This window comes from Streptomyces sp. NPDC028289, from assembly GCF_055565975.1.
The window spans coordinates 562266-588656 of the sequence record NZ_JBVHTI010000009.1; the positions used below are offsets into that span (position 1 = coordinate 562266).

Here is a 26391-nt window from a genome sequence, read left to right on the forward strand (position 1 = left end):
ACCTCCACCCCAATTCGGACATTCCAGAGCCCTGGTGACCGGGTGGTCACCAGGGCTCCGCACACGCGCGTGCCGCTACTCGGCGGCGACGACCGTGACTTCGCCGATCCCGAGCGCCTCGACGGGCTCCTTGATCTGTGCCGCGTCCCCGACGAGGACGGTCACCAGGCGGTCCACCGGGAAGGCGTTCACGACCGCCGCGGTGGCCTCCACGGTGCCCGTGTTGGCGAGTTGCCGGTACAGCGTGGCCTGGAAGTCGTCGGGCAGGTGCTGCTCGACCTGGTCGGCCAGGGTGCCGGCGACGGCCGCCGCCGTCTCGTACTTGAGCGGAGCCACCCCGACGAGGTTCTGCACGGCCACGTCGCGCTCGGCGTCCGTGAGGCCCTCGGCGGCGAGCGTGCGCAGCACCGTCCACAGGTCCAGCAGGGCCGGGCCGGTGTTCGGGGTGTCCACCGAGCCGCTGATGGCCAGCATGGACGCGCCGGTGCCGTCGGGAGCGGACCGCAGGACCTGCCCGAAGGAACGGACGCCGTAGGTGTAGCCCTTCTCCTCGCGCAGGACGCGGTCCAGGCGGGAGGTGAGGGTGCCGCCCAGGCAGTAGGTGCCGAGCACCTGGGCGGGCCAGACGCGGTCGTGCCGGTCGGAGCCGACGCGGCCGATGAGGAGCTGGGTCTGGACGGCGCCGGGGCGGTCCACGATCACGACCCGGCCGGTGTCGTCGGCGGTCACCGGCGGGACCGGGCGGGGCTGCGCGGTGGAGCCGCGCCAGGCGCCCAGGGTCTCGCCGAGCAGCTCGTCCAGGTCGATGCCGGTCAGGTCGCCGACGACGACCGCGGTGGCCGTGGCGGGCCGGACGTGCCGGTCGTAGAACGCGCGGACGGCGGCCGCGTCGATCTTCTCGACGGTGTCCTCGGTGCCCTGGCGGGGACGGGACATCCGCGCGGTCGACGGGAACAGCTCCTTGTAGAGCTCCTTGGCGGCCCGGCGGCTGGGGTTGGCCAGCTCGTGCGGGATCTCGTCGAGGCGGTTGCGGACCAGCCGCTCGACCTCGCTCTCGGCGAAGGCGGGCGCCCTCAGGGCGTCGGAGAGCAGCCCGAGGCCCTTGGCCAGCCGGGAGGCGGGGACCTCCAGGCTGACGCGGACGCCGGGGTGGTCGGCGTGCGCGTCGAGGGTGGCACCGGCCCGCTCCAGCTCGGCGGCGTACTCCTCGGCCGCGTGCTTGTCGGTGCCCTCGGAGAAGGCGCGCGCCATGATCGTGGCGACGCCGTCCAGGCCGGCCGGCTCGGCGTCCAGGGGCGCGTCCAGGAGCACCTCGACGGCGACGACCTGCTGGCCGGGGCGGTGGCAGCGCAGCACGGTCAGGCCGTTGTCCAGGGTGGCGCGCTCGGGGGCCGGGAACGCCCAGGGCCTGGCCTCGCCCGGCTGCGGCTGGGGGTGGAAGTCCATGGTGGCGAGCTCGGTCACTTGGCCGTCTCCTCGTTCTCGTTGCCGGCCTCTACGGTCGCTTCCTGCTCCGGGTCCTCGCCGCGCCCCGCCTCCTGGGTGTGCTCCGCGGACTCCGCGGACAGCGGCTCGTAGACGAGCACCGCGCGGTTGTCGGGGCGCAGGCGGGCCTTGGCGACCTCCTGGACCTCCTCCGGGGTGACCGTCAGGACGCGCTGGACGGCGGTCAGGGCGAGCTGCGGGTCGCCGAACAGGACGGCGAAGCGGCACAGTTCGTCGGCGCGGCCCGCGACGGTGCCGAGCCGGTCCAGCCACTCGCGCTCCAACTGGGCCTGGGCGCGCTCCATCTCCTCGGGCGTCGGGCCCTCCTCGGCGAACCGGGCGAGCTCCTCGTCGATGGCGGCCTCGATGACCGGCACCTCGACGTCACCGGAGGTCTTCACGTCCAGCCAGCCCAGCGAGGGCGCCCCGGCGAGCCGGAGCAGGCCGAAGCCGGCCGCGACCGCCGTACGGTCGCGCCGTACCAGGCGGTTGTAGAGGCGGGAGGACTCGCCGCCGCCGAGGACGGTGAGGGCCAGGTCGGCCGCGTCGCTCACGCGCGTGCCGTCCTCCGGGAGCCGGTAGGCGGCCATCAGCGCCCGCGCGGGGACCTCCTCCACGACGACCTCGCGCAGCTGCTCGCCGATGATGTCGGGCAGCGAGCCGTCGCGCGGGGTGGGCTTGCCGTCGTGCGCCGGGATGGAGCCGAAGTACTTCTCGATCCACGCGAGGGTCTGCTCCGGGTCGATGTCGCCGACGACGGAGAGCACCGCGTTGTTGGGCGCGTAGTAGGTGCGGAAGAACGCGCGCGCGTCCTCCAGGGTGGCCGCGTCCAGGTCCGCCATCGAGCCGATCGGCGTGTGGTGGTAGGGGTGGCCCTCCGGGTAGGCGAGCGCGGTCAGCTTCTCGAAGGCCGTGCCGTAGGGCACGTTGTCGTAGCGCTGGCGGCGCTCGTTCTTGACGACGTCGCGCTGGTTCTCCATGGACTCGTCGTCGAGGGCGGCGAGCAGCGAGCCCATGCGGTCGGCCTCCAGCCAGAGCGCGAGCTCCAGCTGGTGGGCCGGCATGGTCTCGAAGTAGTTGGTGCGCTCGAAGCTCGTGGTGCCGTTGAGCGAGCCGCCGGCGCCCTGCACGAGCTCGAAGTGGCCGTTGCCCTTCACCTGGGCGGAGCCCTGGAACATCAGGTGCTCGAAAAGGTGAGCCAGGCCGGTACGCCCCTTGACTTCGTGCCGGGAACCGACGTCGTACCAGAGGCAGACCGCCGCGACCGGGGTCAGGTGGTCCTCGGAGAGCACCACGCGCAGACCGTTGGCCAAGCGGTGCTCGGTCGCTGCCAGGCCCCCGGAGCCTGTCTCGGCCGTGGTCGTGTGACCCATGGGCATGTACGTCCCTTCGCTCGCGGAAGCGGTCCCGAACCGCGGTTTTTCTGCCGGTCCTGCCACTGTATGCAAGCGTGCGGGGACCGGGCGAAGTTCCCGCACGACGTACGCCCACAGCGGATCGCGCGGACGGATCGCGTAGCCTGCGTCCGACCCGCCTTCGAAAATGTCCGGGCCGCGCTCCGGGCGGCCTCCGGGCACCGGGGCGGGCCGCGGAGACCGGGTCCTGGCCCGGGTTGTCAGTGCCGCGGTCCACAATGGTCCGCGTCAGATCCCGTTCACGCATGAGCAAGGAGCCGGCAGCGATGGCCCGCCGCAGCACGAAGACCCCGCCGCCCGACGACTCGTTCGAGGAGAGAATCCTCGACATCGACGTCGTGGACGAGATGCGCGGCTCCTACCTCGAGTACGCGTACTCGGTCATCTACTCGCGCGCCCTGCCGGACGCCCGCGACGGACTCAAGCCGGTGCACCGCCGGATCGTCTACCAGATGAACGAGATGGGCGTGCGCCCCGACCGCGCCTACGTGAAGTGCGCGCGCGTGGTCGGCGAGGTCATGGGCAAGCTGCACCCGCACGGCGACTCGTCGATCTACGACGCGCTGGTGCGCATGGCCCAGCCGTTCTCGATGCGCGTCCCGCTGGTCGACGGCCACGGCAACTTCGGCTCGCTGGGCAACGACGACCCGCCGGCCGCCATGCGGTACACCGAGTGCCGGATGGCCGAGGCGACCAGCCTGATGACCGAGTCGATCGACGAGGACACGGTCGACTTCGCGCCCAACTACGACGGCCAGGAGCAGGAGCCGGTGGCGCTGCCCGCCGCGTTCCCGAACCTGCTGGTGAACGGGTCGTCGGGCATCGCCGTCGGCATGGCGACGAACATGCCGCCGCACAACCTCGGCGAGGTCATCGCGGCCGCCCGGCACCTGATCCGCTACCCGAACGCGGACCTGGACGCGCTGATGAAGCACGTCCCCGGCCCCGACCTGCCCACCGGCGGCCGCATCGTCGGCCTGGAGGGCGTCCGGGACGCGTACGAGACGGGCCGCGGCACCTTCAAGATCCGGGCCACGGTGGCGGTGGAGACGGTGACGGCCCGCCGCAAGGGCCTGGTCATCACCGAACTGCCCTTCACGGTCGGCCCCGAGAAGGTCATCGCCAAGATCAAGGACCTGGTCAACGCCAAGAAGCTGCAGGGCATCGCCGACGTCAAGGACCTCACCGACCGCGAGCACGGCCTGCGTCTGGTCGTCGAGATCAAGAACGGCTTCGTGCCGGAGGCGGTCCTGGAGCAGCTCTACAAGCTGACGCCGATGGAGGAGTCCTTCGGCATCAACAACGTGGCGCTGGTGGACGGCCAGCCGCTCACCCTGGGCCTCAAGGAACTGCTCGAGGTCTACCTGGACCACCGCTTCGACGTGGTCCGCCGGCGCAGCGAGTTCCGCCGCGGCAAGCGCCGTGACCGGCTGCACCTGGTGGAGGGCCTGCTCACCGCCCTCGTGGACATCGACGAGGTCATCCGGCTGATCCGCTCCAGCGAGAACAGCGCGCAGGCCAAGGAGCGCCTGATGGAGCGCTTCTCGCTGTCGGAGATCCAGACGCAGTACATCCTCGACACGCCCCTGCGCCGCCTCACCAAGTACGACCGCATCGAGCTGGAGGCGGAGAAGGAGAGGCTCACCGCGGAGATCGCCGAGCTGACCCGGATCCTGGACTCGGACGCGGAGCTGCGCAAGCTGGTCTCGGCGGAACTGGCCGCGGTGGCCAAGAAGTTCGGCACCGAGCGGCGCACGGTCCTGCTGGAGGCCTCGGGCGCCCCGGCGGCCGTGGTGGAGCTCCAGGTGGCCGACGATCCGTGCCGGGTGCTGCTCTCCTCGACGGGCCTGCTGGCCCGCACGATGAACGGCGAGCCGTTCGCGGAGGACACCGACGGCAAGCGGGCCAAGCACGACGTCATCGTCTCGGCGGTCCCCGCGACCGCGCGCGGCGAGATCGGCGCGGTCACCTCGACGGGCCGCCTGCTGCGCATCAACGTCGTCGACCTGCCGCAGCTCCCGGAGACGGCGACCGCCCCGAACCTCGCCGGCGGCGCGCCCCTCTCCGAGTTCCTCTCCCTGGGGGACGGCGAGACGGCGGTCTGCCTGACCACGCTGGACGAGTCCTCGCCGGGTCTCGCCCTCGGCACCGAGCAGGGCGTGGTCAAGCGCGTGGTCCCCGACTACCCGTCCAACAAGGACGAGTTGGAGGTCATCACCCTCAAGGAGGGCGACCGGATCGTCGGCGCGATGGAGCTGCGCACCGGCGAGGAGGACCTGGTCTTCGTCACGGACGACGCGCAGCTGCTGCGCTACCAGGCCTCCCAGGTGCGTCCGCAGGGCCGCCCGGCGGGTGGTATGGCGGGCATCAAGCTCACCGAGGGCGCGAAGGTCATCTCCTTCACGGCCGTCGACCCGGCGGCCGACGCGGTGGTCTTCACGGTGGCCGGCTCGCGCGGCACCCTCGACGACTCGGTGCAGACGACGGCCAAGCTGACCCCGTTCGACCAGTACCCGCGCAAGGGCCGGGCCACCGGCGGCGTGCGCTGCCAGCGGTTCCTGAAGGGCGAGGACTGCCTGTCCTTCGCCTGGGCGGGCCCGGTCCCCGCGAAGGCGGCCCAGAAGAACGGCACCCCGGTCGACCTCCCGGAGATCGACCCGCGCCGGGACGGCTCCGGCGTGTCGCTGGCGAAGACGGTGTCGGTGGTGGCGGGCCCGGTCTAGGCCTCGTACCCGTCGCCGTCCGGGCCCTCCGTCAGGCCCTGGACGTAGCGCAGGACGCCCCACATGCCGTGCTCGTCGGCGTGTGGGGCGTCGTTCGTGCACGCCTCCAGCTCCTTGCGGAGCGCGGCCGCGTCGATGCCGGAGCCGATCAGTACGAGCTGCGTGAGCCGTTCCTCGTCGTGTCCCCAGGCCTCCGGGTAGAACCGCAGGAAGCGGCCCACGGCATGCACGGCGTACCGGTTGCCCGTGTCGTACGGCCCGAAGTCGACGTACCCCTTGATCCGGTAGAGCCCCTCGGGACGGCTGTCGAGGAAGGCCATCAGCCGACGGGGGTCGAGGGGCAGCCCGGCGGCGAAGGACAGGCTGTCGTAGGCGGTGTGCAGGTGTCCCCCGTGCGCTCCGTCGCCGCCGTCGTGGTGGTCGTGCAGGTCGTCGAAGGACAGCTGTCCGATGCGCTCCGCGGTGGGGCGGCAGTCGAACAGGAACTCGGGGGCGACACGGCCGTAGGTCGCCGGGACGACGGCGGCCCCGCGGTCGCTGAGCGACCGCACCAGCTCGAGGACGCGTTCGCCGCCCTCCGCGGCCCGGTCGAGCTTGTTGACGACGACCAGGTCGGCGAGGGCGAGATGCCGGTCGATCTCGGGGTGCTTCGCACGGGTGTCGTCGAACTCGGCGGCGTCGACGACCTCGACGAGGCCGCCGTAGACGATGCCGGGATGCTCGCTGGCGAGCAGCATCCGGACGAGTTCCTGGGGTTCGGCGAGACCGCTGGCCTCGATGACGACGACGTCGACACCGGTGCCGGGGTTGGCGAGCCGCTCCAGGTAGACGTCCAGCTCACTGGCGTCGACGGCACAGCACAGGCACCCGTTGCCGAGCGAGACGGTCGAGTCGCCGAGGGCGCCCGCCACGGCCATCGCGTCGATCTCGATGGCCCCGAAGTCGTTGACGATCGCCCCGATCCGGCTGCCTCCGCTGCGGTGCAGCAGGTGGTTGAGGAGCGTGGTCTTCCCGGACCCCAGGAATCCGGCGAGGACGACCACCGGGATCTGCCCGGGGGTGGGGTGGTGCTCCAACGGGGGCCTCTTTCGCGTGGGCGGGGTGGCGGGCCGGTCCAGGATAGGAAACAGCCGTGCCGGACGCCGTGCCCCGTCGTGCCTTCCCCTCGCGTCGGCCCTGCCGCCCCCTGCCCGGCGCCCGCTACGCGGTGGCATTGAATCCGTGGTCAATGGTTGAGATCAGGTATTGCTCGACCGCACGCGCCCGCCGGGGTCCGGTTCCGCGCCCGTCAACATGTAGAGGTAGTTGGCCGCGTACGACAGGTCCTCGCGCGGCTCCACCGGGTCGAGCCCCTGCCCCAGCCGGTACAGCGCCGTGAGCAGCGTCGGCACGGCCGCGCAGGCGGCGACCGTGTCCGCCCGGCGCCGGTCCGCGTCGATGTCGTACACCGGCCGGAACCCCTTGGCCGCGCCGAGCAGCGAGAGGGCGGTGCGCAGGCCGGCCAGCGGGCCGGACGTGCCGCTCGCCGCGGCCACCGCGGGCAGGGCGGTCCGGACCTCGGCGGGCAGGCGCCGGAGCGCGGCGGTCTCGGCGGCGAAGGCGGCCGCGCGCGCCGGGTCCGGCAGTTCGCCGTGGATCAGGAGGTGCCAGACGTCCTCGAAGCCACGGGTACGGGCGAGTTCGACGGCCGAGTACTGGCGGTAATTCCATCGCACCTCTCTGACCTGGGCTTACTGAGGTCGAAACGGCTGTGACCTGCTAGGTCGGGTTGCAGAGGCGATCGAAGGCAGTCAGAGGAAATCGCTCTGATTCGACCCCGGTTCGACCCGGGTCACTCAGAGGCAGTCAGAGGCATCAGCCCCCCGAACTGCCCTTTGAGCGACCGGCGTTGACCGGTTCTGATCCAGGGTGGCGGCTCTGGCAGGCCTCTCGGTCGTCTCCGGTCGAGCCGCGATGGGGATGCCTGCCTTCGACCGGTGCCAGAGCGCACGAAAGCCCCCAGGACGGCAATCCTGGAGGCTTCGCTGGCACCGATTGGAGGTCGGTTCCGGACCACCACCTGCGGTTTTAGCGGGCCTGGGTGGGGTCCATGTCCTTGGGACGACCCCAGAATGCCACACCCCACAGCCCACCCGTACTACTCCCCGTCGGCTTCACGTCCCGCTTTCTTCCCAACAGGAGGCAGTCACAGGCCGCCACACCACGCTGCAGGGACTCGCGCACCTTCCCCAGCCCGCCGCCGACCTGGTCCTGCTCGGCGACCTCACCGGCCGCTACGCGGCAGGCAGCTACAGCAAGCTCGGCCCTGACGGCCGCACGGTGATCCCGCGCGGCGACCGCCAGGGCGCGGCGGAGCACGGTCACCGGATCACCGCGGCAATCGCCTGCCACGTGGCCCGCGCCGACGGAAGCGTCGAACAGCTGACCCGGCTGCTGCTGCACCCCGACCACGAGGGCGGCCGCCACGCCCGGAGCATCTCCCTGCGCTCCGGGCAGTCCCGCGCGCTGGACTACATCCACCGGGTGTGGGCCAGCGCCCTCACAGCCGTCAGCACCACCACGGCGCTCGGTTCCCGAAACCACGCCTACGAGCTCCTGGCCGCGCTGCGGGACCGGATCGAGACCACACCGTGGCGCGGCGAGCGGGGCCGGACCGCGCTGCGGGTCCTACGGGCGCACCTGAACTTCACGGAGACCGCCGGCGGCCCGCTGCACCACGCCAGCGAGCGTCAGACCGCCGAGGAGGCCGGGATCTCCCGGACGACCCTGCGGGTGGTCTACGAGACCGTTCTCAAGCCATGCGGCTGGCTACGCCGCCTGCGGGTCGGTCACGGCCGGGAGGGCTCCACCTGGTACCTGGCTCTCGGTAGTCCCCGCCGACGCGCGGTGCCCGCTGTGTTGTCTCGTTCCCAAACCACTCAGTCCCCCCGACCCGGCACTTGAGGAGTGGACCACCCCTGAGACGAGCGCGGCCGCCGACATCGACTCCACCGTCCTCGCCCGTCTGATGGGCCACGACGCCTTCGCCCACCACGGCCTCGGCAGCGCCGCCCTCCTGATGCTCAGCGCCCTCCACGCCCGCCCCTCCCAGACCATCGCCGACCTGATCGCCACCTCCTCGGTCTCCCGCGCCACCACCTACCGCACCCTCCGGCGCCTGACCCGCCACGGCCTCGTCCACCACCACGGCGAGACCTGGGGCCTCACCCCTCGCGCCCTGCACGGCATTGGCCACTCCCCCACCAGCCAGAAGGCCGCGCCGGGCGTGGAGCCAGCCCGCGGCTGGGACGAGATCGCCATCCGGCGCGGGACGGCAGGAACCGCGGCACGGCGCAAGGCCCTCCACGCGGCCGAACGCGCGCGTTACCGCGAAGCGCTGGAGCGTCTGGCGGAGCACCGCAGCAGGGCCGTGGTGATCGTCCACGACGGCCGCCCGGTCCTGGTCCCCGCCGTGCGGCCGGACGAGATCCCGGCGTCCTGGCACGCCCTCGGCGGGCGCGTCGTCGATCCCGCCACCGGCCGCCCCTCTGACGGGTGGCGGGTGGCCACGGACGGACGGCTGATCCTCATCACCCCCTCCGACCAGCGCACCTACGACGAACTGGCAGCCGCCCACACCCAAGCCCTCAGCGAATGGGAGTCCACCGCATGAACCCGCGGCCCTGCCCGGCTCCACCCACGACCTGACCGCCGCGCGCGAACACGGCATCATCGACGCGCTCGCAACTACAGGGCTGAAGTGCTGGGCGGACAAGGCGTACCAAGGGGCCGGCCGCCATGTCCGCGTACCTTTCCGGGGCCCCCGGCTCAAACGCTGGAAACGACGGCACAACAGCACCCACGCCAAAATCCGGTGCCTCGGCGAGCAGGCCATGGCCGTCCTGAAGAGCTGGCGCCTGCAACGCAAGCTCCGCTGCAGCACCAACCGGATCACCAACATCGTGAAGGCCGCCGTCGTCCTTCATCACGCCTCAACCTGAGGTTGGAAAGGGCTCGCTGTGAGGCTTCTCGATTCCCTTAGGGGAAAGAATTGTGCCCCTAAGTCATCACTATGAGTGCGTCGTACCTGACAGGAGGTAGTGTGGCTGGAAGGGGGATGGAGGAGGCGCTTGCTATCTCAATAGGGAGCGCCGAGCAAAGCCTGGAATCATCGAAGCGGTCGGATTTTGAAAGTCTGCGGTGTGAATAGCTTGCCACGTTGACTGAGGAGTGCATGTGAAGCACCTCAGCCTGCGTCTAAAATCAACCACGTCTTTTGGGTACGGCGTGCCAATTCTGATATCCCTCTGCTGCTAGACCGGAGCAGCCGAATATACTCAAGGCAGGTTTGCCTGATGGGCCAGCAGGGAAGTATCGATTCTGCAAAGTCATACTATGACGGCATGGGGGAAGCATATGACATTGTGACTCGCGCGCAGGATTACGAGGTCTGGGTTCAACTGTATGCAAATCTTATACATCGCCATGGGGCCCCCGGCGCACGGCTCCTCGATATCGGGTGTGGCACGGGAAAATCGGCTATAGGGCTGGCCGATTTGGGCTTCAAAGTCACGGGTGTCGATTATTCGGAAGAAATGCTCAAGGTGGCACGCGAGAAGCCGCTTGCCGAGCTTGTGCACTTTGTTGAGGGTGACTGTCGCGATCTTCCCGATCTCGGCGTGTTTGACGTAGTGACAACGATGGGCGAGCCGTTTAGTCATCTTGAGAATTCATCTGACTTCGAGACGGCTCTGAGCGGAGTTGCTCGAGCTCTGCGGCCTGGCGGTCTGGTGGTCTTCGATCTTCCAACGGCTGGATTTCTTGAGCGCCTTGCTAAGTGGCAAGTGATTGACGATGCGGGAGACGTTGTTATTCTGTGGCGTGGCGCGAAGGCGCAGACTGTATCAACATGCACTCTGATGACAGTCGATACTTTTACGAGAGTCGATGAGGTGAATTGGCGGCGAACCTCGAAGACTCTCCCTAACTTCTATATCTCCCCCGAGGAAGTGGACCGCATACTCCGGCTGGTGGGGCTGAACCTTGAGGCCCGCTATGGCCTCTATCAGGGGGTTCTCCAGGATCGTGGCGACGAGGAGCTGCATCGCAAGACCTTTGTCGTCGCGCGAAAAGCGTTCCCTTCGCTCTCCGGTGATTGATCGGAGAAGCTACGGGAGCGGTAACCGTCATTCAGCAGAAGAAGGGAGGAATGCCGTGACCAAGAACCAGGGTTGGGTCGAGTAGTCAGTTGCCGTTCAAATCCGCCGTCTAAGGTGGACTGGGGTGCTCCGCGGACGTCGGAGCACCCCAGCTTTTTGGGACCTGAAAGTGGAAGGCTATGTCCATTGTTGTCGACTGGACTTCTGCGCCACAGACCTTTCTTTCTGTACTGGTCTGCATCAGTGACATCGGCGATCGGTGATGGGACGTCTTCTCTCCTCATTCCACTGACAGCTGTAGTGACACTCCACGCTGGCTCTGCCCAGATGGGGACCATTAATGCGTTGAGTTGGGTTCCGAGCTTGTTGTTCTCGCTCGGTGCCGGCTCCTGGGCGGATCGCACCGGTCGATACCAGGAGGCGATGATCCGCTCAAATTACGCCTCTTGTTTGATATTGGCACTTATTCCATTCTGCTATATTTTTGGCATGCTGCGCCTATGGCACCTCTATTTGGTGATCTTCGCTGCGGGTGCCTTCTCGGTCGTGTTCATAGTCTGCGATATAAATCTACTCATCGCCGTGATACCTCCTGCGCAATACATCGGCGGCCAGTCGCTCGTTTCAGGCGGCCTGGCATTTTCCTCGCTCGTTGCTCCGCTCTTCAGTGGGCTTCTCGCCGAATTCGCTCCGGCACCCCTCGCAATTTCTGTCGATGCGTTCTCATTTCTTGTTTCCGCGCTACTGCTCCGGGGAATCCGTCAGAATGAGGTACTAGGAGTGAGGGTTGGTGAGCGCAAGCCTTCGGGATCTGGGTTTTCTTTTATCCGCCGCAGCTCACTCATGAGACCCGTCTTGTCGCTTACTGGGACGGTGAACTTCTTCAACACGATATTTGAAACATTGAATATTCTATACTGTACGCAACATCTTCACGCCAGCGCCGGAATGGTCAGTTTGATCTTCGTTAGCGAGGCAATGGGAGGCGTCATCGGTTCCGTTTTGGCTAGTAGTTTTTCACGCAGGCGGGAAATAAGCAGGCTCCTCCTGATCACCCCCATAGCGATCTCTGCGCCCTTGCTGGTAGTGCCTGCCACAAGCGATCTGTCACGATCCGCGCTTGCTTTTCTGTGCCTAGCACTGCTTGTCTCGGGTTCCGGCAGGGCCATACAAAACGTCAGCGTCAGTGCCATATTCGTAGCGTCAGTCCCTGGCACTCTCCGATCCCGGGTTCGAGGGGCCTTTCAAACGCTGAGCACGGGGGCGCGTTCGCTGGGTGCGCTCGCCGGAGGGGTTCTGGGAGCGGCATTTGGTGTGCGCCCCACGCTCGTGGTCTCTGCACTCGGCGGTTGTTTCGCGCTCCTGTGGGTACTGCCTATCGGCCCGCACAGCATCTGGCACAAACGTGCAGTGGTATTGCCTGAGGGCCCAAGCCGCCACGTGCATTGACGGCAGGCTACTGAAACTTGACTGAGCGATGTCGGGTCCTTCGGCTGAGCGTTGAGCTCGCTGCGCTGTACTGCTGTCACTGTGAGGTACGCGCAGGGCGGCGGCTTGACCGACGCGCAGAGGGCAGCCCGGGAGCGGGTACGGCTGGATGCGGTGGCTCGGTTCGAAGCCGGGGACAGGAACAAGGCCATCGCTGAGGCTCTTCGGGTGTCTGAAAGATCGGTGGAGCGGTGGCGGCGGCAATGGCGTGAGGGTGGGGCGGCTGGTGTCGCCTCGAAGGGGTCGCCCGGCCGTCCGAGGCTCAGCGATGCCCAGGTCGCCAGGCTGGAAGAGGAGTTGGAGCGTGGACCGCTTGCACACGGCTGGGCTGACCAGCGGTGGACCTCAGCGCGGGTCAGGAAGCTGATCGGTCGGCTCTTCCATATCTCGTACACGGTGGAGGGCACGTGGCGACTGCTCAAGCGGCACGGCTGGTCGTGGCAACAGCCCCGCGTCGCGCGATCGAGCGCGATGACGACGCGGTCGAACTGTGGAAGAAAGAAGCCTGGCCGCGGGTAAGAGCACCGCGGCGGCCTGCAATGGCTGGATCGTCTTCGAGGACGAAGCCGGCCAGTCGCTGACGCCGCCGCGTGCCAGGACGTGAGGCCGGATCGGCCGGACGCCGGTGGTGCGAGTCAGAGGCCGGGGCTCGGGCCGGGTTTCCATGGTGGGCATGACCTGCTACAAAGCCGGCGAACGAACGCGGCTGATATACGCAGTTCGCGAATACCGCGGACGCAAGGACCAGCCGAAGGGTTTCGGCTTGCGGGACTTTCGTGCCCTGCTGGTCCGCGCCCGGATCCAACTCGGTGGTCCGATCGTGCTGGTCTGGGACAACGTCCGCATCCACCTGAACGCAGACCTGCGCGAGTTCTTCGCAGCCAACACCGACTGGCTCACGGTGTTCCAGCTGCCTGCCTATGCCCCGGACTTGAACCTGCAGGAAGGCGTGTGGTCTATGGTCAAGCACGACCTGGGCAACCTCGCAGCCGCCGACCTGTGTCAGATCACCCGGACCGTGAAGCGCAAGCTCAAGATGATTCAGTACCGGCCCCAGCTGCTCGACGGCTGTCTCACCGGCACCGGCCTGGCCTTCGAGGCGTGACCCGCCTGGGGAACCTGTCACCCGAATGCGCGCTCGGTAACATCGCGTCGCCTGGATGAGGTTTCGCCTGACGAATCGAGTGAGCCCGTGAGTGACGATGTCCTCTCTGTCATTCCGACCGACCCGCACTGGCAGCCTGAGCCGGCCGCGGCTGAGCGTGCTGCGTCGCTCGTGGAGGACCTGGCCCCCGGGCTCCCCGACGGCGTCGACGTCGAGATTGACGTCACCTGGCACGACGCACTCACCGTCGTCGACTGTGGTCAGAATCTGCAGAAGATCGGTTGTCCCCAATGCGGCGCGTCGATCGACACCGAGTGGTGGGCTGACCTACTCGAGGCTCACTGCGACGACGGCTTCGCGACCCTTGCCGTGGTGGTCCCCTGCTGCGGCGCTGCGACCTCGCTGGACGCACTGGATTACGACTGGCCCTGTGGCTTCGCCCGATTCGAGATCGCCATCTGGAACCCAGAGCGCGCCTGGTTCAGTGACGAGGAACTGACCGCCATCGGGGACGCACTCGGACATCCGGTGCAGCAAGTCAGGGCCCACATCTGACGCACCTCAGCCCGCAAGGAACCCGCAATCCGGTTGAGAGCATCGGGTCGTTGCTCCGGCGCAGCACTACCGCCAACGTCGTCTTCCGCGACCGTGACCACCTTGTCCAAGCCGTCCGCAGCGGCCTGCGCCGCATCCAACGACGCACCGACCTCATTGAGGGTTGCCTCGCCGAAACCGGCCTCTCGCTCAACACGACAACTCAACGGAAAGGTCAGTAGGTGGCGGTGGGCCAGGCCCGCAGCAGGGCGGCGATTTTCCCAGCGATACACGCGGGGTCGAGGAGAAGGTCCTTGAGGGCGATGGCATTCTCGCGGGCAGGCTTGACCTCGATCCCGGCGGGCTTCGTGCACTAGCTGGCGGCCGAGGATGAACAGCCTCTCTCAGATGACCCGTGGGTCGACTGGCAGCCTCCGGCGGTGCAGACGGCGATGTCCGAGCAGCAGGCCGTGACCGCGAACGTCATCCCGGATTCTGGCCCTATGATCCGCACTTGGTCCCGACCGACGTAGCGGATACACGGCGAAGGATACAGGCAGGATTCCCGAGAACATCTTTGAGACGTACGCCAGGGCGCGCGGCGGAAACGTCGTCACCCCGTGACGAACCTCGGGTAGCCGACGGCGGGAGTACTCTGCCGTCCCAATTTCCCAACCGCGTTGCGGTGGCCGTTGCCACGCTGATAAAAATAAACCAACGTAATCACGTTGTTCGCCTCGAATACGAAGAAGGACGAAGAAAAGATGCAGAAGGTAATTCACACCCTGATCGATGACCTTGACGGGTCCGAGGCGGCCGAGACGATCGTATTCGGCCTCGACGGTAAGTCCTTCGAGATCGACTTGAACGACAAGAACGCGGCCAAGCTGCGGAAGCTGCTTGCTCCCTACGTGGACAATGGCCGGAAGACGGGCAGCAAGGCCGGGGCCAAGCGCACCGGGGCCGCCCGCCCCACTTCCGGCCAGGACACAGCGGAGATCCGCGCCTGGGCCAAGAAGAACGGCTACGACGTGAACAACCGGGGCCGTGTTCCGGGCGAGATCCGCAAGGCCTACGAGGACGCTCAGGCGGCGTAGCGTCCACCAACTCGACCGCCAAGGCCCCTGCTCCGGCAGGGGCTCTACCGTGTTGTCGACCGCGCTTCAACCTCGGGCTTTCGCGAGTGGGTCTGTCCAGGTCTTGATCAAATAAATGGAGAGTGCTGCTGACCTGCAACGATGGGACTTGTCGAGGGTCCTGGCAGCTGCAAGGAAAGAAGCAATCTCCAGGTGAAGAAGGCTACCGGGTCATGCCCGCGTGTCCGTGTCGAGGGCGGCGGCCACGGGGTGGTCTCGCAGGCCGGGTCGGTGCTGCTGGTCGAGAGGGTCCGCAAGTCCGGCCTGGACACGGCGATATCGGCGGCTCTGGCACCGTGGCGCAAGCCGCGGGCTGTGCACGATCCGGGCAAGATCCTGCTGGATGTGGCCCTGGCCGTAGCACTCGGCGGAGACGGCCTGGCCGACATCGGCATGCTGCGGGCCGAGCCGGACCTGTTCGGCCCGGTGGCCTCGGACCCCACGGTCTCCCGCCTGATCGACACTCTCGCCGCGTCCGGACCGAAGGCCCTCACCGCGATCAGATCAGCGCGGACCGAAGTACGGACGCGGGTCTGGGAGTTGGCCGGGGCGAACAGTCCGGCCGCCGGCGGGCAGGTGACCGTGGACATCGACGGCGTGCTGGTGCTCGCGCATTCCGAGAAGCAGGACGCCACCGCAACCTGGAAGAAGACCTTCGGCCATCATCCGCTCGTCGCGTTCGTCGACCACGGCCAGGCCGGCTCAGGGGAACCCGTGGCCGCCCTGCCGCGGCCCGGCAACGCAGGCTCCAACACCGCGAGTGATCACATCACCACCACCCAACGCGCCCTGGCCCAACTCCCCAAAGCCCTGCGACGGGGACGGCAGACACTGATCCGCACCGACTCCGCCGGCGGCACCCACGCCTTCCTCGACTGGCTCTCCCGCCGGGGCCGGTGGCTGTCGTATTCCGTCGGAATGACCATCACCGACGCCATCCACCAGGCCGTGCTGAAGATCCCGAAGAAGGCGTGGACACCGGCCTACGACGCCCGCGGCACCGAGCGGCCCGGCGCCTGGGTCGCCGAGATCACCGACATGCCCGACCTGAGCGCCTGGCCCACGGGCATGCGACTGATCGTCCGCAAGGAACGGCCCCACCCCGGCGCCCAGTTGCGCTTCACCGATCTCGACGGGCTTCGGCTGACCTGTTTCGCGACCAACACGACCGGCGGTCAGCTCGCCGACCTGGCGTTGCGTCACCGCCGAAGAGCCCGCTGCGAGGACCGCATCCGGGGCGCCCGCGACACCGGACTGCGCAACCTGCCCCTGCACGACACCGCCCAGAACCGGATCTGGCTGGAGATCGTCTCCCTCGCACTCGACCTCCTCGCCTGGATGCCAATGCTCGCCCTGACCGCACAAACCCGCCGCTGGGAACCCAAGCGCCTCCGCTTCCGCCTGTTCTCCGCGCCGCCCAGCTGGTGAACACCGGCCGCCGCCGCTGGCTCCGCTTCACCGCCCGATGGCCCTGGACCGACCTCATCACCCACGCGATCGACCGGCTCCACACCCTCCCGAACCCCGGCTGACCAGCCACTTCAACCGTCCCGACAGCCCGCACCAACGAACCGGCGAAGTGGAACCCGGCGCCCACCCGACACGACAGTCGGGCCGCCAACCTGCCCAACCGCAGAAACTCCACCGCGAACAAGCAGAAAGGGTCCGTCAGCAAGCTGACGGACCCTCATGCAAGATCGAGGCTAACGAGCTCGTGCACGGTAAGCGGTGAGGCGTCGAGGAGCTCTGCGGGGTTCGCTGTTCACGTCTGCGGTGTCGGGCTCAGGTCTGCGGTCCGCTGATGGGAGAGCAGACCGGCGACGGCTTGGACGATGTCGCTCATGCGCTCGCGGCGGCCGAGGTGGCGGGTCAGCGCCCGCCAGTTCTTCAGATGGGCGATGCCGTGCTCGACCCGGATGCGTCGCGAGGAATGCGCCTTGCGCCGGCGCTCGTGGATCTCTTCGTACCAGTCCGGAGCGTTCTTCTTGAACTTGCGATGCGGTGGGGTCACCACGCGCCCGCCAGTCTGTGTCCCCAGCCCTTGGTAGCCCGCATCCGCGAGGATCTCCACTGCGGGCCCGTCGGCCAGGAGCCTGACCAGCCCTAACTGGCGTGCCTGCGTGATGTCCGCGCAGCTGCCGGGCTTTGTCGGACTGCAGAAGAGCACGTGGCCCTCCCCGTCCGTGACCACCATGCTTTTGACAGCGTTCTGCTTGTTCTTGCCGGAGATGAACTTGTCCCGGTCCTTGCGGCCGGCGGCCGGCCGCCGGACCCGGATCTCGGTGCCGTCGATGATGCCCGTCTTCCCAGTGGTGCCGAGATGGTCCACGACCTGGGCCAGGCTTTGGAGACGAATGCCTGGGCTGACGGAGCATCCCCGCTCCGCGAGCAGGGGGCGCACTTCGCTGATGGCCCGGGTGATGGTGGAGCGGTCCACGCCGAACCAGCAGGCCAGCACGTCGTGAGTGGCCCCGTGACGGAGATGTACGAGGGTCGCGAGCAGCCGGTCGACGAACACCAGTTGGTGCTTCGCACCAGCGCCCACGCCCCGCTTGCGTGGCCGGGCCGCAAGCCTTGCCTGGTGCCGCTCATGCCACAACGGGCCTATCTCGGCCACGAGTTCAGCGATCACACCGGTCGACAGACCTGTGACCCTCCGGTCGCTGATGATCGCTGCACGAGCCACGTTCCGCACCACACACCCGTGATCAACGATCAAAGGCGCGACGCCTCACCGCTTACCGTGCACGAGGTCGTAAGCCTTGTCCCGTAAATGATCTTTGAGTCGTCGCATGACGTACCTCTCGCGGGCTTGCCTCCATTCAGTGAGGGCCAGGTTGTGTAGGCGTGCGATGCCGAGCATGGCGTGGTGGACACCATCGCCGTTCAGGCGGCAGTCGCGAAGGATCTTCCAGCTCTTCATGCGGGCGAAGACGTGCTCGACGCGGGCTCGGACCTTGCAATGGGAAGTGCTGTGTTCCTCTTTCCAGGCCGGGAGTTCGGCCTGGCCTGGTTCGCGGCGGTGCGGGATGACCAGGCCAGTTCCCCGGTAACCGCCGTCCGCGATCACGGTGGTACGGCCGACGGAGGCCCTCGCGCCGGACAGCTCCCACGCCTTGCAGTCGTTGCGGTTCCCAGGCACCGGCCGTCCAACCGCAACGATCATCCGTGAGTCTGCGTCGATGACCACTTGGTGGTTGGTCCTAGGTTGTTGGCGGACGCGATGGCTGATCGACGTGCAGAGCCAGGCCACCGGGCTGGGCAACGGCCTGGCCCAGGTGCCTCCTCTTACCTATCTGGCACTGCTCCTGACTTCGGCGGTCATCGGCGCCGCAGCCCTCAGCGCAGTGCCCGCGGCCCGGACAGCCCGCAGACCACGAGCAGTCACAAGCACGGAATCTCCTGGCACCACCGAGTGAGCCGGCCATACGGCCGCCGCTGAAGGGGAGTCGCGCGGGCGGACCCACTCCCCTGTCCGCCGACGCCCTCCGTGCAATAACGAGGGCCTGGTCGCGGTGCTGGACCAGGACGGCCGCCCGCGGCCCGGTGGTGCACGGCCGGCCGGGCCAGACCTGGACCCTGGACCCTGGACCGCATCAGGACGCTCATCGGGCGCCGGTTCCACAAGAGCATGACCCTGTCGGCCATCGCGCGGATGCTGCACCGCCACGGCTTCAGCGACCAGCTCCCCGCCCGGCGGGCGGTCGATCGGGACGAGCAGACGGTCACCGGCTGGGGCACGGAGACCTGGCTGCGGGTCGAAACACCGCGGCGGCGCTCGGGACCTTCATCGCCATCAAGGACGAGGCGGGCCTCTCGATGACGCCGCCCACCCGTCGCACCTGGGCCAAACGCGGACACACCCCGCTGGTCCGCATGCACGGACGATCCCGGCGCCGCTTCTCCATCACCGCCCTGACCTGCTACAAGACCGGCGAACGCTCGCGTCTGATCTTCCGGCCGAAACGGCATGCCCGCACAAGCAGGGCGGCCGGCGCAGCCTCACGGACCGATTACCGAGACCTGTTGAGGACCGCCCACCCACAGCCGGACTCACACAGACGACATCACGTCGACAAACTCAGTCGTGGTCCGTCGAGAAACTGACCTCCCTCCAGGCGTCCATGTCGCTGCGCACGCTGTGAAGCTTGGCTTCGAACGCTTGGATGGTGTCCCTTCCAAGGGGAAGTCGCAGCGGCGGTTCGTCCGAGTCCGCGACTGCGACGATCGCCTTCGCCGCCTTGGCGGGATCGCCGGGTTGGTTGTGGTTGAGACCGGGCACTGCTTTACGCATGGCGTCAGCTGTGGCTTCGTAGTCGTCGATCACGGTGATTCCCGTGTCCAGGCTCGTGGCATCGAGGAAGTCGGTGCGGAAGAAGCCGGGTTCGACGAGGGTTACGTGCACTCCTAGCGGAGAGAGCTCAGCGTGCAGTGACTCCGTGAAACCCTCGACGGCGTACTTTGTGGATCCGTAGATTCCCCATCCGGGCGCGCTTCCGAAACCGATGATGGAGCTGATGCTGATGACGTGCCCGGATCGCTGGCTCCTCAGTGTGGGGAGGAGCGCGCGGATGACGTTCAGGACTCCGAACACGTTCGTCTCGTACACGCGTCGGCACGGACGCGTCGTCGGATTCCTCCACGGCTGCCAGCAGGCCCGCCCGTGCCGGCGTTGTTGACCAGGACATCGATGCGGCCGTGGCGCTCAAGTGCCTTGTCCACTGCTGCCTGGGCACTCCGCTCGTCGGTTACGTCCAGCTCGACGGCGAGCAGTGCGTCGCCTGCGTCGGGGAAGTTCTTCCGGATCGAGTCGGTGTTCCTGGCGGTCGCCACCACGTGGTGCCCTGCTTCGAGAGCGGCCCGCGTTATCTCCTGCCCGAAGCCGCGTGAAGCGCCTGTTACGAACCACACACTCATGGTTTTCTCCTTGCTCGGACTTCCCCATGACGCATAGCCAGGTCAAGCTGTAGCCATGCTCCGCCTGATGTTCGCGGTGACGGTTTGGCGTGTGACGTGACCACGACCCTCAAACCTACGCTTCCGCTACATGTCGAACTTCGCAACTCCACCGGGGCGTGACGTCAGTGCGGTGGTGCGGCTAGCCGAGAGGGGGATGCCTCGCCCGGGGCCTGGGCGAGGCATCCCCCTCTCGGCTTTACTGAGACTTTGTGTGGTTCAGTGTGCGTCGTAGAAGGATCGGTTTTCGGCGACGAACGACTCGACCGTCTGCGGGTCGGAGCCGCCGATCTTCTTGACGAGGTCGTTCGTGCCCGCGAAGACACCGTTCTGGTAGTCGACCGCTACCGCGAGGAGGTGCTGGATGAAGTGCGGCGACATGCCCTTCCCCTTGAGGATGGTCTCGAACTCGTCGAGGCCGATTGGCACGTAGCGGACCTCTCGGTTCAGCGTCCGCGACATGGCGTCGGCGATCTCGTAGTGGTTGAGTTCCACGGGACCGTACAGCGGGTAGCGCTGACCCGCGTGCGGCGCGGGATCCTTGAGGATGGCGGCGATGACCTTGGCCTGGTCGCTGGCCGCGATCGGTGCGTGCCGGCCCTCGGCGAAGGGGAAGCGCAACTCGCCGGAGCCGTCCCACATGTTGATGAGCCACTCGGCGAAGAACGTGGGTCGAATGTGCGTGACCGCAACCGGCGAGTGGTCGAGGAGGCGCTCTGCTACCCAGTGCTGGCGCGCGGCGTTGCTCTCAGTCCCCCGTCGTGCGGAGATCTGGGACATGTTCACGATCGCTTCGACGCCGTTTTCTTCGGCGGCCTGCGCCATGTTGGCGGTGGCGTCCATCAGGCCTTGAGCGATCGGGTAGGTGAAGTACAGCGCGCTGACGTCCTTCGTGGCCTTGGCCAGAGAGTTGAGGTCCAGGACGTCGCCGAGAGCGATTTCGGCGCCTAGATCGGACAGCTTCTTAGAGCGCTCGTCTTCGCGGCGGACCAGAGCGCGTACGTCGTACCCGTCCTTCAGGAGGTTCGCCGCGGTGTTCTTGCCGGTCTTGCCGGTTGAACCGATGACGAGGATCTTGCTCGACATGCCTGTGCTTCCCTTCCGACTTCTGCTCTCGACCTTGTGTGTTTCTTGTGCTCTCGCTCAGTCGGTGACGAACGACGACTTGTTGGCGACGACGAAGTCGTAGACGTCAAGCGGTTCGACTCCGCCGATCTCCTTCACCAGGCCATTGGTTCCGGCGAAGACTCCGTTCCGGTAGTCGATCGCTACCGCCCTGAGGTGCTGAACGAGGTGCGCGGGGGCCCCGCGGCCCTCGAGGATCTTGGTGAAATCGTCGAGTTCGATGGGCACGTAGGTGACGTCGCGGCCGAGAGCTCGTGACATCTCCGCCGCGATCCCGTGGTGGTCCCTCTCGACAGGCCCATACAGAGGGTAGACCTTCCCCGCGTGCGGAGCAGGGTTCTCAAGGATAGCCGCAATGACCGCGGCCTGGTCGGTTTCGGCAATCGGTGCGTGGCGTCCCTCGCCGAAGGGGAGTCGGAGTTCACCGGTGCCGTCAGCCCAGGTGTCGACGAGCCAGGAACCGAAGAAGGTCGGGCGCAGGTGCGTCACAGGAACCGGAAAACGGTCCAGCACTCGCTCGGCAACCCAGTGGTGTCGGGCGGCATCGCTCTCGCTGTCCCGTCGGGCGGAGATCTGCGACATGTTGACGATTGCCTTCACTCCGTTCTCGTCCGCAGCCTGCGCGACATTCGCTGTCGCGTCGATGAGGCCCGGAGCGATCGGGTAGGTGAAGTACAGGGCGTCGATCCCTCGGGCCGCGGCCGAGATGGACTCGATGTCCTGCACGTCTCCGACAACGATCTCCGCGCCCTGACGGGCGAGCGACTCGGAGCGCTCATCTTCCTGACGGACCAGGGCGCGGACCTGGTGGCCCCGCTGCCGCAGCGCCTCCGCGGTGCTGCGGCCGGTCTTGCCCGCTGCTCCGATGATGAGGAATTTGCCGGTCATGATGTCTCCTTCGGGTCTTTTTCCCCAGGCCCGGCTCCTGCAGGACCGGGGGTTCTTCACATGTGTGGTTAGCGGCTACGCCGCAGCCTGCGGAAAATGAAAGGTTGAGAAGAACCGCTCTGCTGCACTGACTTCGCCCTCAAGGACGAGGTCTCCGGCCGAGACGGCTCCTTGGACGCTCAGTTGCTGCTTGGCGAGCTGGTAGAAGGTCGGTTTGTCGCACATCAGGCGCAACGCCGCTTTGATGGGAGCGGAGCCTGTCTGCACGTGGGTGCGCTCTCCGTCTCCATAAATCCAAAGCGTCTCGTCTTCGACCGCGAGTTCCGTCATGGTGTCGAAACTCGCTCCGCTTTCACCGGCCGCCAGCCGCATGGCCGCGACCACCCATGCGGCACGGTCGTCGTAGTGGTCCGGGGCTTCGCCCAGACCGGCTCCCCAGGCCGCCAGTCCTGCCAGTGCCGGCAGCACCGCTTCTCCTCGCTCGGTCAGCTCGTAGGAGGTAGCCCTTCCCGCGCCGGCCAGGGTCGAGCGCCGAACGACACCGTGTGCTTCCAGGTGCTTGAGGCGGGCCGCCAACAAGCTCGTTCCCATGCCGGGGAGGCTTTCGAGAAGCTCTCCGTAACGACGTTTGCCGAGTGTCAGCTCCCTGATGATCAGAAACGTCCATCTCTCGCCGAGCACGTCCAGTGCCCGCGCGATGACGCAGGTCTGCTCATACGACCGGCTCATGAGGCGACCTCCATGACGTCTGATGTCCCCCGTGCTACTTCGGTCTCGACAGCGATCGGCCGGGACAGCATGATCCGTCCGATCGGGTCATGTACGAGCTGCTGAACCAAGGTCTCGCGCGCTCCTACGGAAAGCTCCGCAGTCCGCTCCTCACGAGCCCGGGCTCCGGCTTCTCTGCGCGCCGCACGGGCGTCCGGAACCCCGTCGACGAAGTAGATGTGCCTCACCGCTGCTCCGCCTGAGGAGCCGAATCGGAACTCGACCAACCACTGCCTGCTGGAGCCCATCACTCTCACTCTCTCGAAGCCGAGCCCTTGGACTGCTGCTACTTCTTAATCACGTAGTTTAAGCTACTTGTTTTAGAACCATGGCGCAACCGGGGAGATTCCCGCGAGCGAGAATTCTCTAAAGTTGCAGGTCAGAGGCCTGGAGGCATCAAAGGGTCCCGCCCTCCGAGCGGTCGGATCCGCTGCTGGGGAGGCGATAGATGTCGGTCACCGTCCGGCGGTGGCCTCCGGCGCGGGAATGCGGTCTTCGGCCAGTCACGATCAGCCCACGACCGACGCGCACTCCAGCGCAGCCGACCCCAGACGCACCGATCACCGCCACCGGCGGTGCACGGGTGTGTCCGTGGACCGAAGGCGCTTCCAATCCCGCTTCCTGCGGGCCTGGTGCCTCGCGTCGGGATCATGGACTGCGCCAACCGCGGAGGATGGATCCAGAGGTCCGTGGTCCCAGACGGTCGCGTCCGGAGAAGGGGTGTGCGGGTTCGGCCTGATCCAGGGGTTTGATCCCGCGTCGGGACGAAGCTCGCACAGCAGGGAGGGCCATCGGCTGGTCTTCGAAGCTCGTAGCCTCTAAGGAGATCAGCGCAATGTCCGCACCCGGCAGTCTTCCCCTGCACGTCCTCGCCGGAGACAACCTCGCCGCGGCGAGGACCGATCTGCTGCGCGCGATGGTCAGAACACTTGCCGACGCGCTCGTGTCCGTGGAGGAGATGACCTCTGCAATGCCGAATACGGACAGGTCAGCGACGAACGCGCCAACCACCACAAAGGCTGCCGCCCACGCGAGTGGGACACACGTGCAGGCACCGTCATACTCGCCGCGCCCAGGCTGCGCCAAGGCAGCCACTTCCCGCACCGGCCGCTGGAGCGACGCCACAGGCCCGAACAGGCCCTCGTCTCCGTACTCGCCACCGCCTACCCGCTCGGCGTCAGCACGCGTCGTGTCGGGAAGTCGGCCGAGTCCCTTGGGGTCACCCCGCTGTCGAAACCGCAGTTCCCGGCGACGGCCAAGCACCTGGACGAGCAGGTCACAGCGTTTCGCAACCGCCCCCCTGGACCAGGGAACCCACGCGTTCGTCAGGGCCGACGCGCTGACCCAGAAGGTCCGTGAGGGCGGTCGCATCACCTACGTCCACGCGGCGGCCTCAGCGCCGACGGCCGCCGCGAGACCTCCCTTCGGACGTCCCCACCACCGAGGACGGCGCCGGCCGACTCGCCTTCCCGCGCTCGCCGATCACGCGTGGTCCGTCCGGTGTCCCGCTGGTCGTCTCTGACGCCGCACGCCGGCCTGGCCGACGCCATCGGCGCTCTTCTGCCGACGCTTCCTGGCAGCGATAGCGCAGCCAATACGCCCCGAATGCGCCGAGCCAGTTGCCGCAATCGACCCAGTCGTGGGGGGCCACGCTGCTGCGGACGGCCTTCGAACGACCCGACGACGCGATGAGGGCCCAGATACGGCCCGTTCTGGAGGCGCTGGAAGCCAAGCTTCCCAAGGCCGAGGCCCATCTGAACGCCGCCTGACACGACCTCCTGGCGTCCACCGCGTTCCCGAGTCAGCACTCACCAATCACACACCGCAGCAGCGACCCTGTTTCTTTCGCCGCATCAAGACCGTAGCGCCCGGCCCAGGCCGAGGCGCGCACGCCAACCTCGGCTACGCGCCGTAACACATCGCCGCCGCGAAGCCTGTCCGCCACGGAGACATCGAGGAGCCATCACTGCTGCCCGACGCCTCCGTGGCCGTCATGTCGACGATGCTGAGCAACTCTGGTTGTCGACTTCTCAGCGCTCGAGGAAATCGTGCACTGCTCCGCCGAACTCTTCCGGGAACTGGAACAGGAAGGCGTGACCGGCGTCGCTGTAGAAGAGGGTCCTTGCATCTGACAGCTTCTGGGCCATCGCGAACGAGTCGGCAGAGTCGACCATCACGTCGTAGGAGCCGTTGGCCACGAGAACGGGAAGCTTGAGTTCACCAAGCCGCGACCACGCAGACCCGGTTCCACCGGCCCAGCGCTGGATCGCCTGCAGCTGTCGGCCCCACTGCTCGGCCGTCACGTCGGTCGTGGCCTTGTCGAGGCGGGTCTCCAGACGGGCCAGTGACTCTTCGCCCCGGCGGACCGCGTCGTCACTGAACCCGAAGAAGAGGTACAGGTAGCCCTCAGGAGGGGTGGGCGTCGACGTCATGTATTCGACGACCTTGTCGTTCGGCTGAGCGGATCCCGGCACACCGCCGGGACCGCTGCCGGCCACGATCAACTTGCGGACGAGGTCGGGACGCTCAAGCGCAACGAGCTGCGCGACGAATCCGCCCAGGGACCAGCCGAGCAGGTCGACGCTGCGAAGTCCGAGTGCCTCGACGAAGTCGATAGCTCCCTCGGCCATTCCCTCGAGAGTGGTGGGCACTTCGCCCGTGCTCTCGCTGACTCCGATGTTGTCGAAGATGATCACCCTGCGCTCTTCGGCGAGGACTTCAAGGAACAGCGGGTCCCAGTGGTTGAGGGATCCCCTGAAGCGCTGGAGAAGCACCAGGGGCGGCTCGGCTCCCGCCAGACCGAAGTCGCGGTAGGCGTATCGCGCCAGAGTTCCCTGGGCGAAGCGCGTCTCCGCCGTGTCCGATACGTATGTCATCTCACTACCCTTCTGGGTTGCAACTTGCTACCCACCTCAGTGAACTGCCCTATAGGTCGATAGTCAAGTCGTTGAGCTGCTGAGTTTTTTTTGACAACCCACTCACGGGCGACTACCCTTGCGACATGGCCAGAGACAGGGCGGCAGACCCCCGAGTCTGCTCGATCGACGCAGCGATGAAGATCCTCGGAGAGAAGTGGGCTTTGCTCGTCCTCCGCGAGATCACCTTCGGCACGCGTCGCTTCGACGAGATCGCTCACAACACGGGAGCGGCACGGAACATTCTCGCCGATCGCCTCAAGTCACTGGAGGCAGCGGGTGTCGTCAAGAAGGTCCAGTACGAGAACAGCCCGCCGCGCTTCGAGTATCACCTTTCCGAGGCCGGTCACCAGCTTTTCGGCATCCTCCACGCCGTGCGGGACTGGGGCGACCGCTTCGCCCGCAACGATCCGGAGAACGTGGTGACATTCCGTCATTCCTGCGGAGAGGTCCTGCACACGGAGGTCCACTGCCGCGCCTGCGGCGAACCTCTGGACAAGTCCTCCGAGGTGACCCCCGAACGCGACCTTCATCAGTCGGACGTACGGCGCTGAGCCGGCTCCGCTACTGCGGTGACACCTGCCGCAGGGCTCCCGCAGGACCGTGTGCCGGAGCGTACTCAGCGGTGGGCGCCGTGCACTGGCCCTGGCGCCCGCCCCCGGCCGATCCCGTCCGGCGATGACGCAAGCCGCCGGTTCCCCACGGGCCCTACAAC

The 26391-nt window shown here is 67.2% G+C and carries 18 protein-coding genes and 8 pseudogenes; 13 read left to right on the forward strand and 13 right to left on the reverse strand.

Annotated features, from left to right (window positions below; translation table 11 throughout):
• Window positions 1–75: 75 nt before the first annotated feature.
• On the reverse strand, window positions 76–1464 hold the full coding sequence (locus ACZ4UV_RS42300) for a M16 family metallopeptidase (protein ID WP_390035066.1): 1389 nt from the start codon (window positions 1462–1464) through the stop codon (window positions 76–78).
• A complete protein-coding gene (locus ACZ4UV_RS42305) occupies window positions 1461–2864 on the reverse strand; it encodes a M16 family metallopeptidase (RefSeq protein ID WP_390035067.1) in 1404 nt (467 codons plus the stop codon). The genes ACZ4UV_RS42300 and ACZ4UV_RS42305 overlap by 4 nt, the downstream gene beginning before the upstream one ends.
• 302 nt (window positions 2865–3166) lie before the next feature.
• Here ACZ4UV_RS42305 and ACZ4UV_RS42310 point away from each other — a divergent pair, with 302 nt between their 5' ends.
• The gene (locus ACZ4UV_RS42310; RefSeq protein WP_451017805.1) at window positions 3167–5623 is read left to right on the forward strand and encodes a DNA gyrase/topoisomerase IV subunit A; all 2457 of its coding nucleotides are present in this window, start codon (window positions 3167–3169) and stop codon (window positions 5621–5623) included.
• Here the strand turns inward: ACZ4UV_RS42310 and ACZ4UV_RS42315 are convergent.
• Window positions 5620–6699, reverse strand: a complete 1080-nt coding sequence (locus tag ACZ4UV_RS42315) for a CobW family GTP-binding protein (protein ID WP_467845428.1) — start codon at window positions 6697–6699, stop codon at window positions 5620–5622. The genes ACZ4UV_RS42310 and ACZ4UV_RS42315 overlap by 4 nt on opposite strands.
• A 130-nt stretch (window positions 6700–6829) precedes the next feature.
• Window positions 6830–7338: pseudogene (locus ACZ4UV_RS42320) on the reverse strand (citrate/2-methylcitrate synthase); the annotation flags it as partial.
• Between the two features lie 604 nt (window positions 7339–7942).
• Here ACZ4UV_RS42320 and ACZ4UV_RS42325 point away from each other — a divergent pair.
• The 7 genes and pseudogenes from ACZ4UV_RS42325 (at window position 7943) to ACZ4UV_RS42355 (ending at window position 13909) form a co-directional block, all read left to right on the forward strand.
• Window positions 7943–8566 carry a hypothetical protein gene (locus ACZ4UV_RS42325; protein WP_467845431.1) on the forward strand — a complete coding sequence of 208 codons (624 nt, stop codon included), beginning with the start codon at window positions 7943–7945 and terminating at the stop codon, window positions 8564–8566.
• 64 nt (window positions 8567–8630) lie between these two features.
• Window positions 8631–9275, forward strand: coding sequence for a helix-turn-helix domain-containing protein (locus tag ACZ4UV_RS42330; RefSeq protein WP_467845434.1), 645 nt, complete (start codon window positions 8631–8633; stop codon window positions 9273–9275).
• Window positions 9276–9282: 7 nt separating this feature from the next.
• Window positions 9283–9603: pseudogene (locus ACZ4UV_RS42335) on the forward strand (transposase family protein); the annotation flags it as partial.
• A gap of 354 nt (window positions 9604–9957) precedes the next feature.
• Window positions 9958–10761, forward strand: coding sequence for a class I SAM-dependent DNA methyltransferase (locus ACZ4UV_RS42340; RefSeq protein WP_467845437.1), 804 nt, complete (start codon window positions 9958–9960; stop codon window positions 10759–10761).
• A 114-nt stretch (window positions 10762–10875) separates the two neighbouring features.
• On the forward strand, window positions 10876–12210 hold the full coding sequence (locus tag ACZ4UV_RS42345; RefSeq protein ID WP_467845439.1) for an MFS transporter: 1335 nt from the start codon (window positions 10876–10878) through the stop codon (window positions 12208–12210).
• Window positions 12211–12291: 81 nt separating this feature from the next.
• A pseudogene (locus ACZ4UV_RS42350) lies at window positions 12292–13354 on the forward strand (IS630 family transposase).
• 87 nt (window positions 13355–13441) lie between these two features.
• Window positions 13442–13909, forward strand: a complete 468-nt coding sequence (locus tag ACZ4UV_RS42355; protein WP_467845442.1) for a hypothetical protein — start codon at window positions 13442–13444, stop codon at window positions 13907–13909.
• 214 nt (window positions 13910–14123) lie between these two features.
• Here ACZ4UV_RS42355 and ACZ4UV_RS42360 read toward each other — a convergent pair.
• A pseudogene (locus ACZ4UV_RS42360) lies at window positions 14124–14249 on the reverse strand (fic family toxin-antitoxin system, toxin component); the annotation flags it as partial.
• Between the two features lie 403 nt (window positions 14250–14652).
• Here ACZ4UV_RS42360 and ACZ4UV_RS42365 point away from each other — a divergent pair.
• Together ACZ4UV_RS42365 and ACZ4UV_RS42370 are read left to right on the forward strand one after the other, a co-directional pair.
• Window positions 14653–14985 carry a histone-like nucleoid-structuring protein Lsr2 gene (locus ACZ4UV_RS42365; protein ID WP_467845520.1) on the forward strand — a complete coding sequence of 111 codons (333 nt, stop codon included), beginning with the start codon at window positions 14653–14655 and terminating at the stop codon, window positions 14983–14985.
• A 192-nt stretch (window positions 14986–15177) separates the two neighbouring features.
• Window positions 15178–16556: pseudogene (locus ACZ4UV_RS42370) on the forward strand (IS1380 family transposase).
• Between the two features lie 230 nt (window positions 16557–16786).
• On the opposite strand, the gene ACZ4UV_RS42375 reads toward ACZ4UV_RS42370, so the two are convergent.
• On the reverse strand, window positions 16787–17710 hold the full coding sequence (locus ACZ4UV_RS42375) for a transposase (protein WP_467845444.1): 924 nt from the start codon (window positions 17708–17710) through the stop codon (window positions 16787–16789).
• A gap of 45 nt (window positions 17711–17755) precedes the next feature.
• Window positions 17756–18226 (reverse strand): annotated as a pseudogene (locus tag ACZ4UV_RS42380) (transposase); the annotation flags it as partial.
• Window positions 18227–18524: 298 nt separating this feature from the next.
• On the opposite strand from ACZ4UV_RS42380, the pseudogene ACZ4UV_RS42385 reads away from it, so the two are divergent.
• Window positions 18525–19071 (forward strand): annotated as a pseudogene (locus ACZ4UV_RS42385) (winged helix-turn-helix domain-containing protein); the annotation flags it as partial.
• 34 nt (window positions 19072–19105) lie between these two features.
• On the opposite strand, the gene ACZ4UV_RS42390 reads toward ACZ4UV_RS42385, so the two are convergent.
• From ACZ4UV_RS42390 to ACZ4UV_RS42410, 5 genes are all read right to left on the reverse strand, one after another.
• Window positions 19106–19633: an SDR family NAD(P)-dependent oxidoreductase gene (locus tag ACZ4UV_RS42390; protein ID WP_467845447.1), complete on the reverse strand. Its 528-nt coding sequence runs from the start codon at window positions 19631–19633 to the stop codon at window positions 19106–19108.
• On the reverse strand, window positions 19603–19941 hold the full coding sequence (locus ACZ4UV_RS42395) for an SDR family NAD(P)-dependent oxidoreductase (protein WP_467845450.1): 339 nt from the start codon (window positions 19939–19941) through the stop codon (window positions 19603–19605). The genes ACZ4UV_RS42390 and ACZ4UV_RS42395 overlap by 31 nt, the downstream gene beginning before the upstream one ends.
• Window positions 19942–20199: 258 nt before the next feature.
• A complete protein-coding gene (locus tag ACZ4UV_RS42400; RefSeq protein WP_467845452.1) occupies window positions 20200–21066 on the reverse strand; it encodes an NmrA family NAD(P)-binding protein in 867 nt (288 codons plus the stop codon).
• 57 nt (window positions 21067–21123) lie between these two features.
• The gene (locus ACZ4UV_RS42405; RefSeq protein WP_467845455.1) at window positions 21124–21993 is read right to left on the reverse strand and encodes an NmrA family NAD(P)-binding protein; all 870 of its coding nucleotides are present in this window, start codon (window positions 21991–21993) and stop codon (window positions 21124–21126) included.
• 75 nt (window positions 21994–22068) lie between these two features.
• Window positions 22069–22722 carry a winged helix-turn-helix transcriptional regulator gene (locus tag ACZ4UV_RS42410; protein ID WP_467845457.1) on the reverse strand — a complete coding sequence of 218 codons (654 nt, stop codon included), beginning with the start codon at window positions 22720–22722 and terminating at the stop codon, window positions 22069–22071.
• Between the two features lie 874 nt (window positions 22723–23596).
• Between ACZ4UV_RS42410 and ACZ4UV_RS42415 the strand changes: the two are divergent.
• A pseudogene (locus tag ACZ4UV_RS42415) lies at window positions 23597–24527 on the forward strand (IS256 family transposase); the annotation flags it as partial.
• Window positions 24528–24791: 264 nt separating this feature from the next.
• Here ACZ4UV_RS42415 and ACZ4UV_RS42420 read toward each other — a convergent pair.
• Window positions 24792–25535, reverse strand: a complete 744-nt coding sequence (locus ACZ4UV_RS42420) for an alpha/beta fold hydrolase (protein WP_467845460.1) — start codon at window positions 25533–25535, stop codon at window positions 24792–24794.
• 227 nt (window positions 25536–25762) lie between these two features.
• On the opposite strand from ACZ4UV_RS42420, the gene ACZ4UV_RS42425 reads away from it, so the two are divergent.
• The gene (locus ACZ4UV_RS42425; RefSeq protein ID WP_467845463.1) at window positions 25763–26230 is read left to right on the forward strand and encodes a winged helix-turn-helix transcriptional regulator; all 468 of its coding nucleotides are present in this window, start codon (window positions 25763–25765) and stop codon (window positions 26228–26230) included.
• The last annotated feature ends 161 nt before the right edge of the window (window positions 26231–26391 follow it).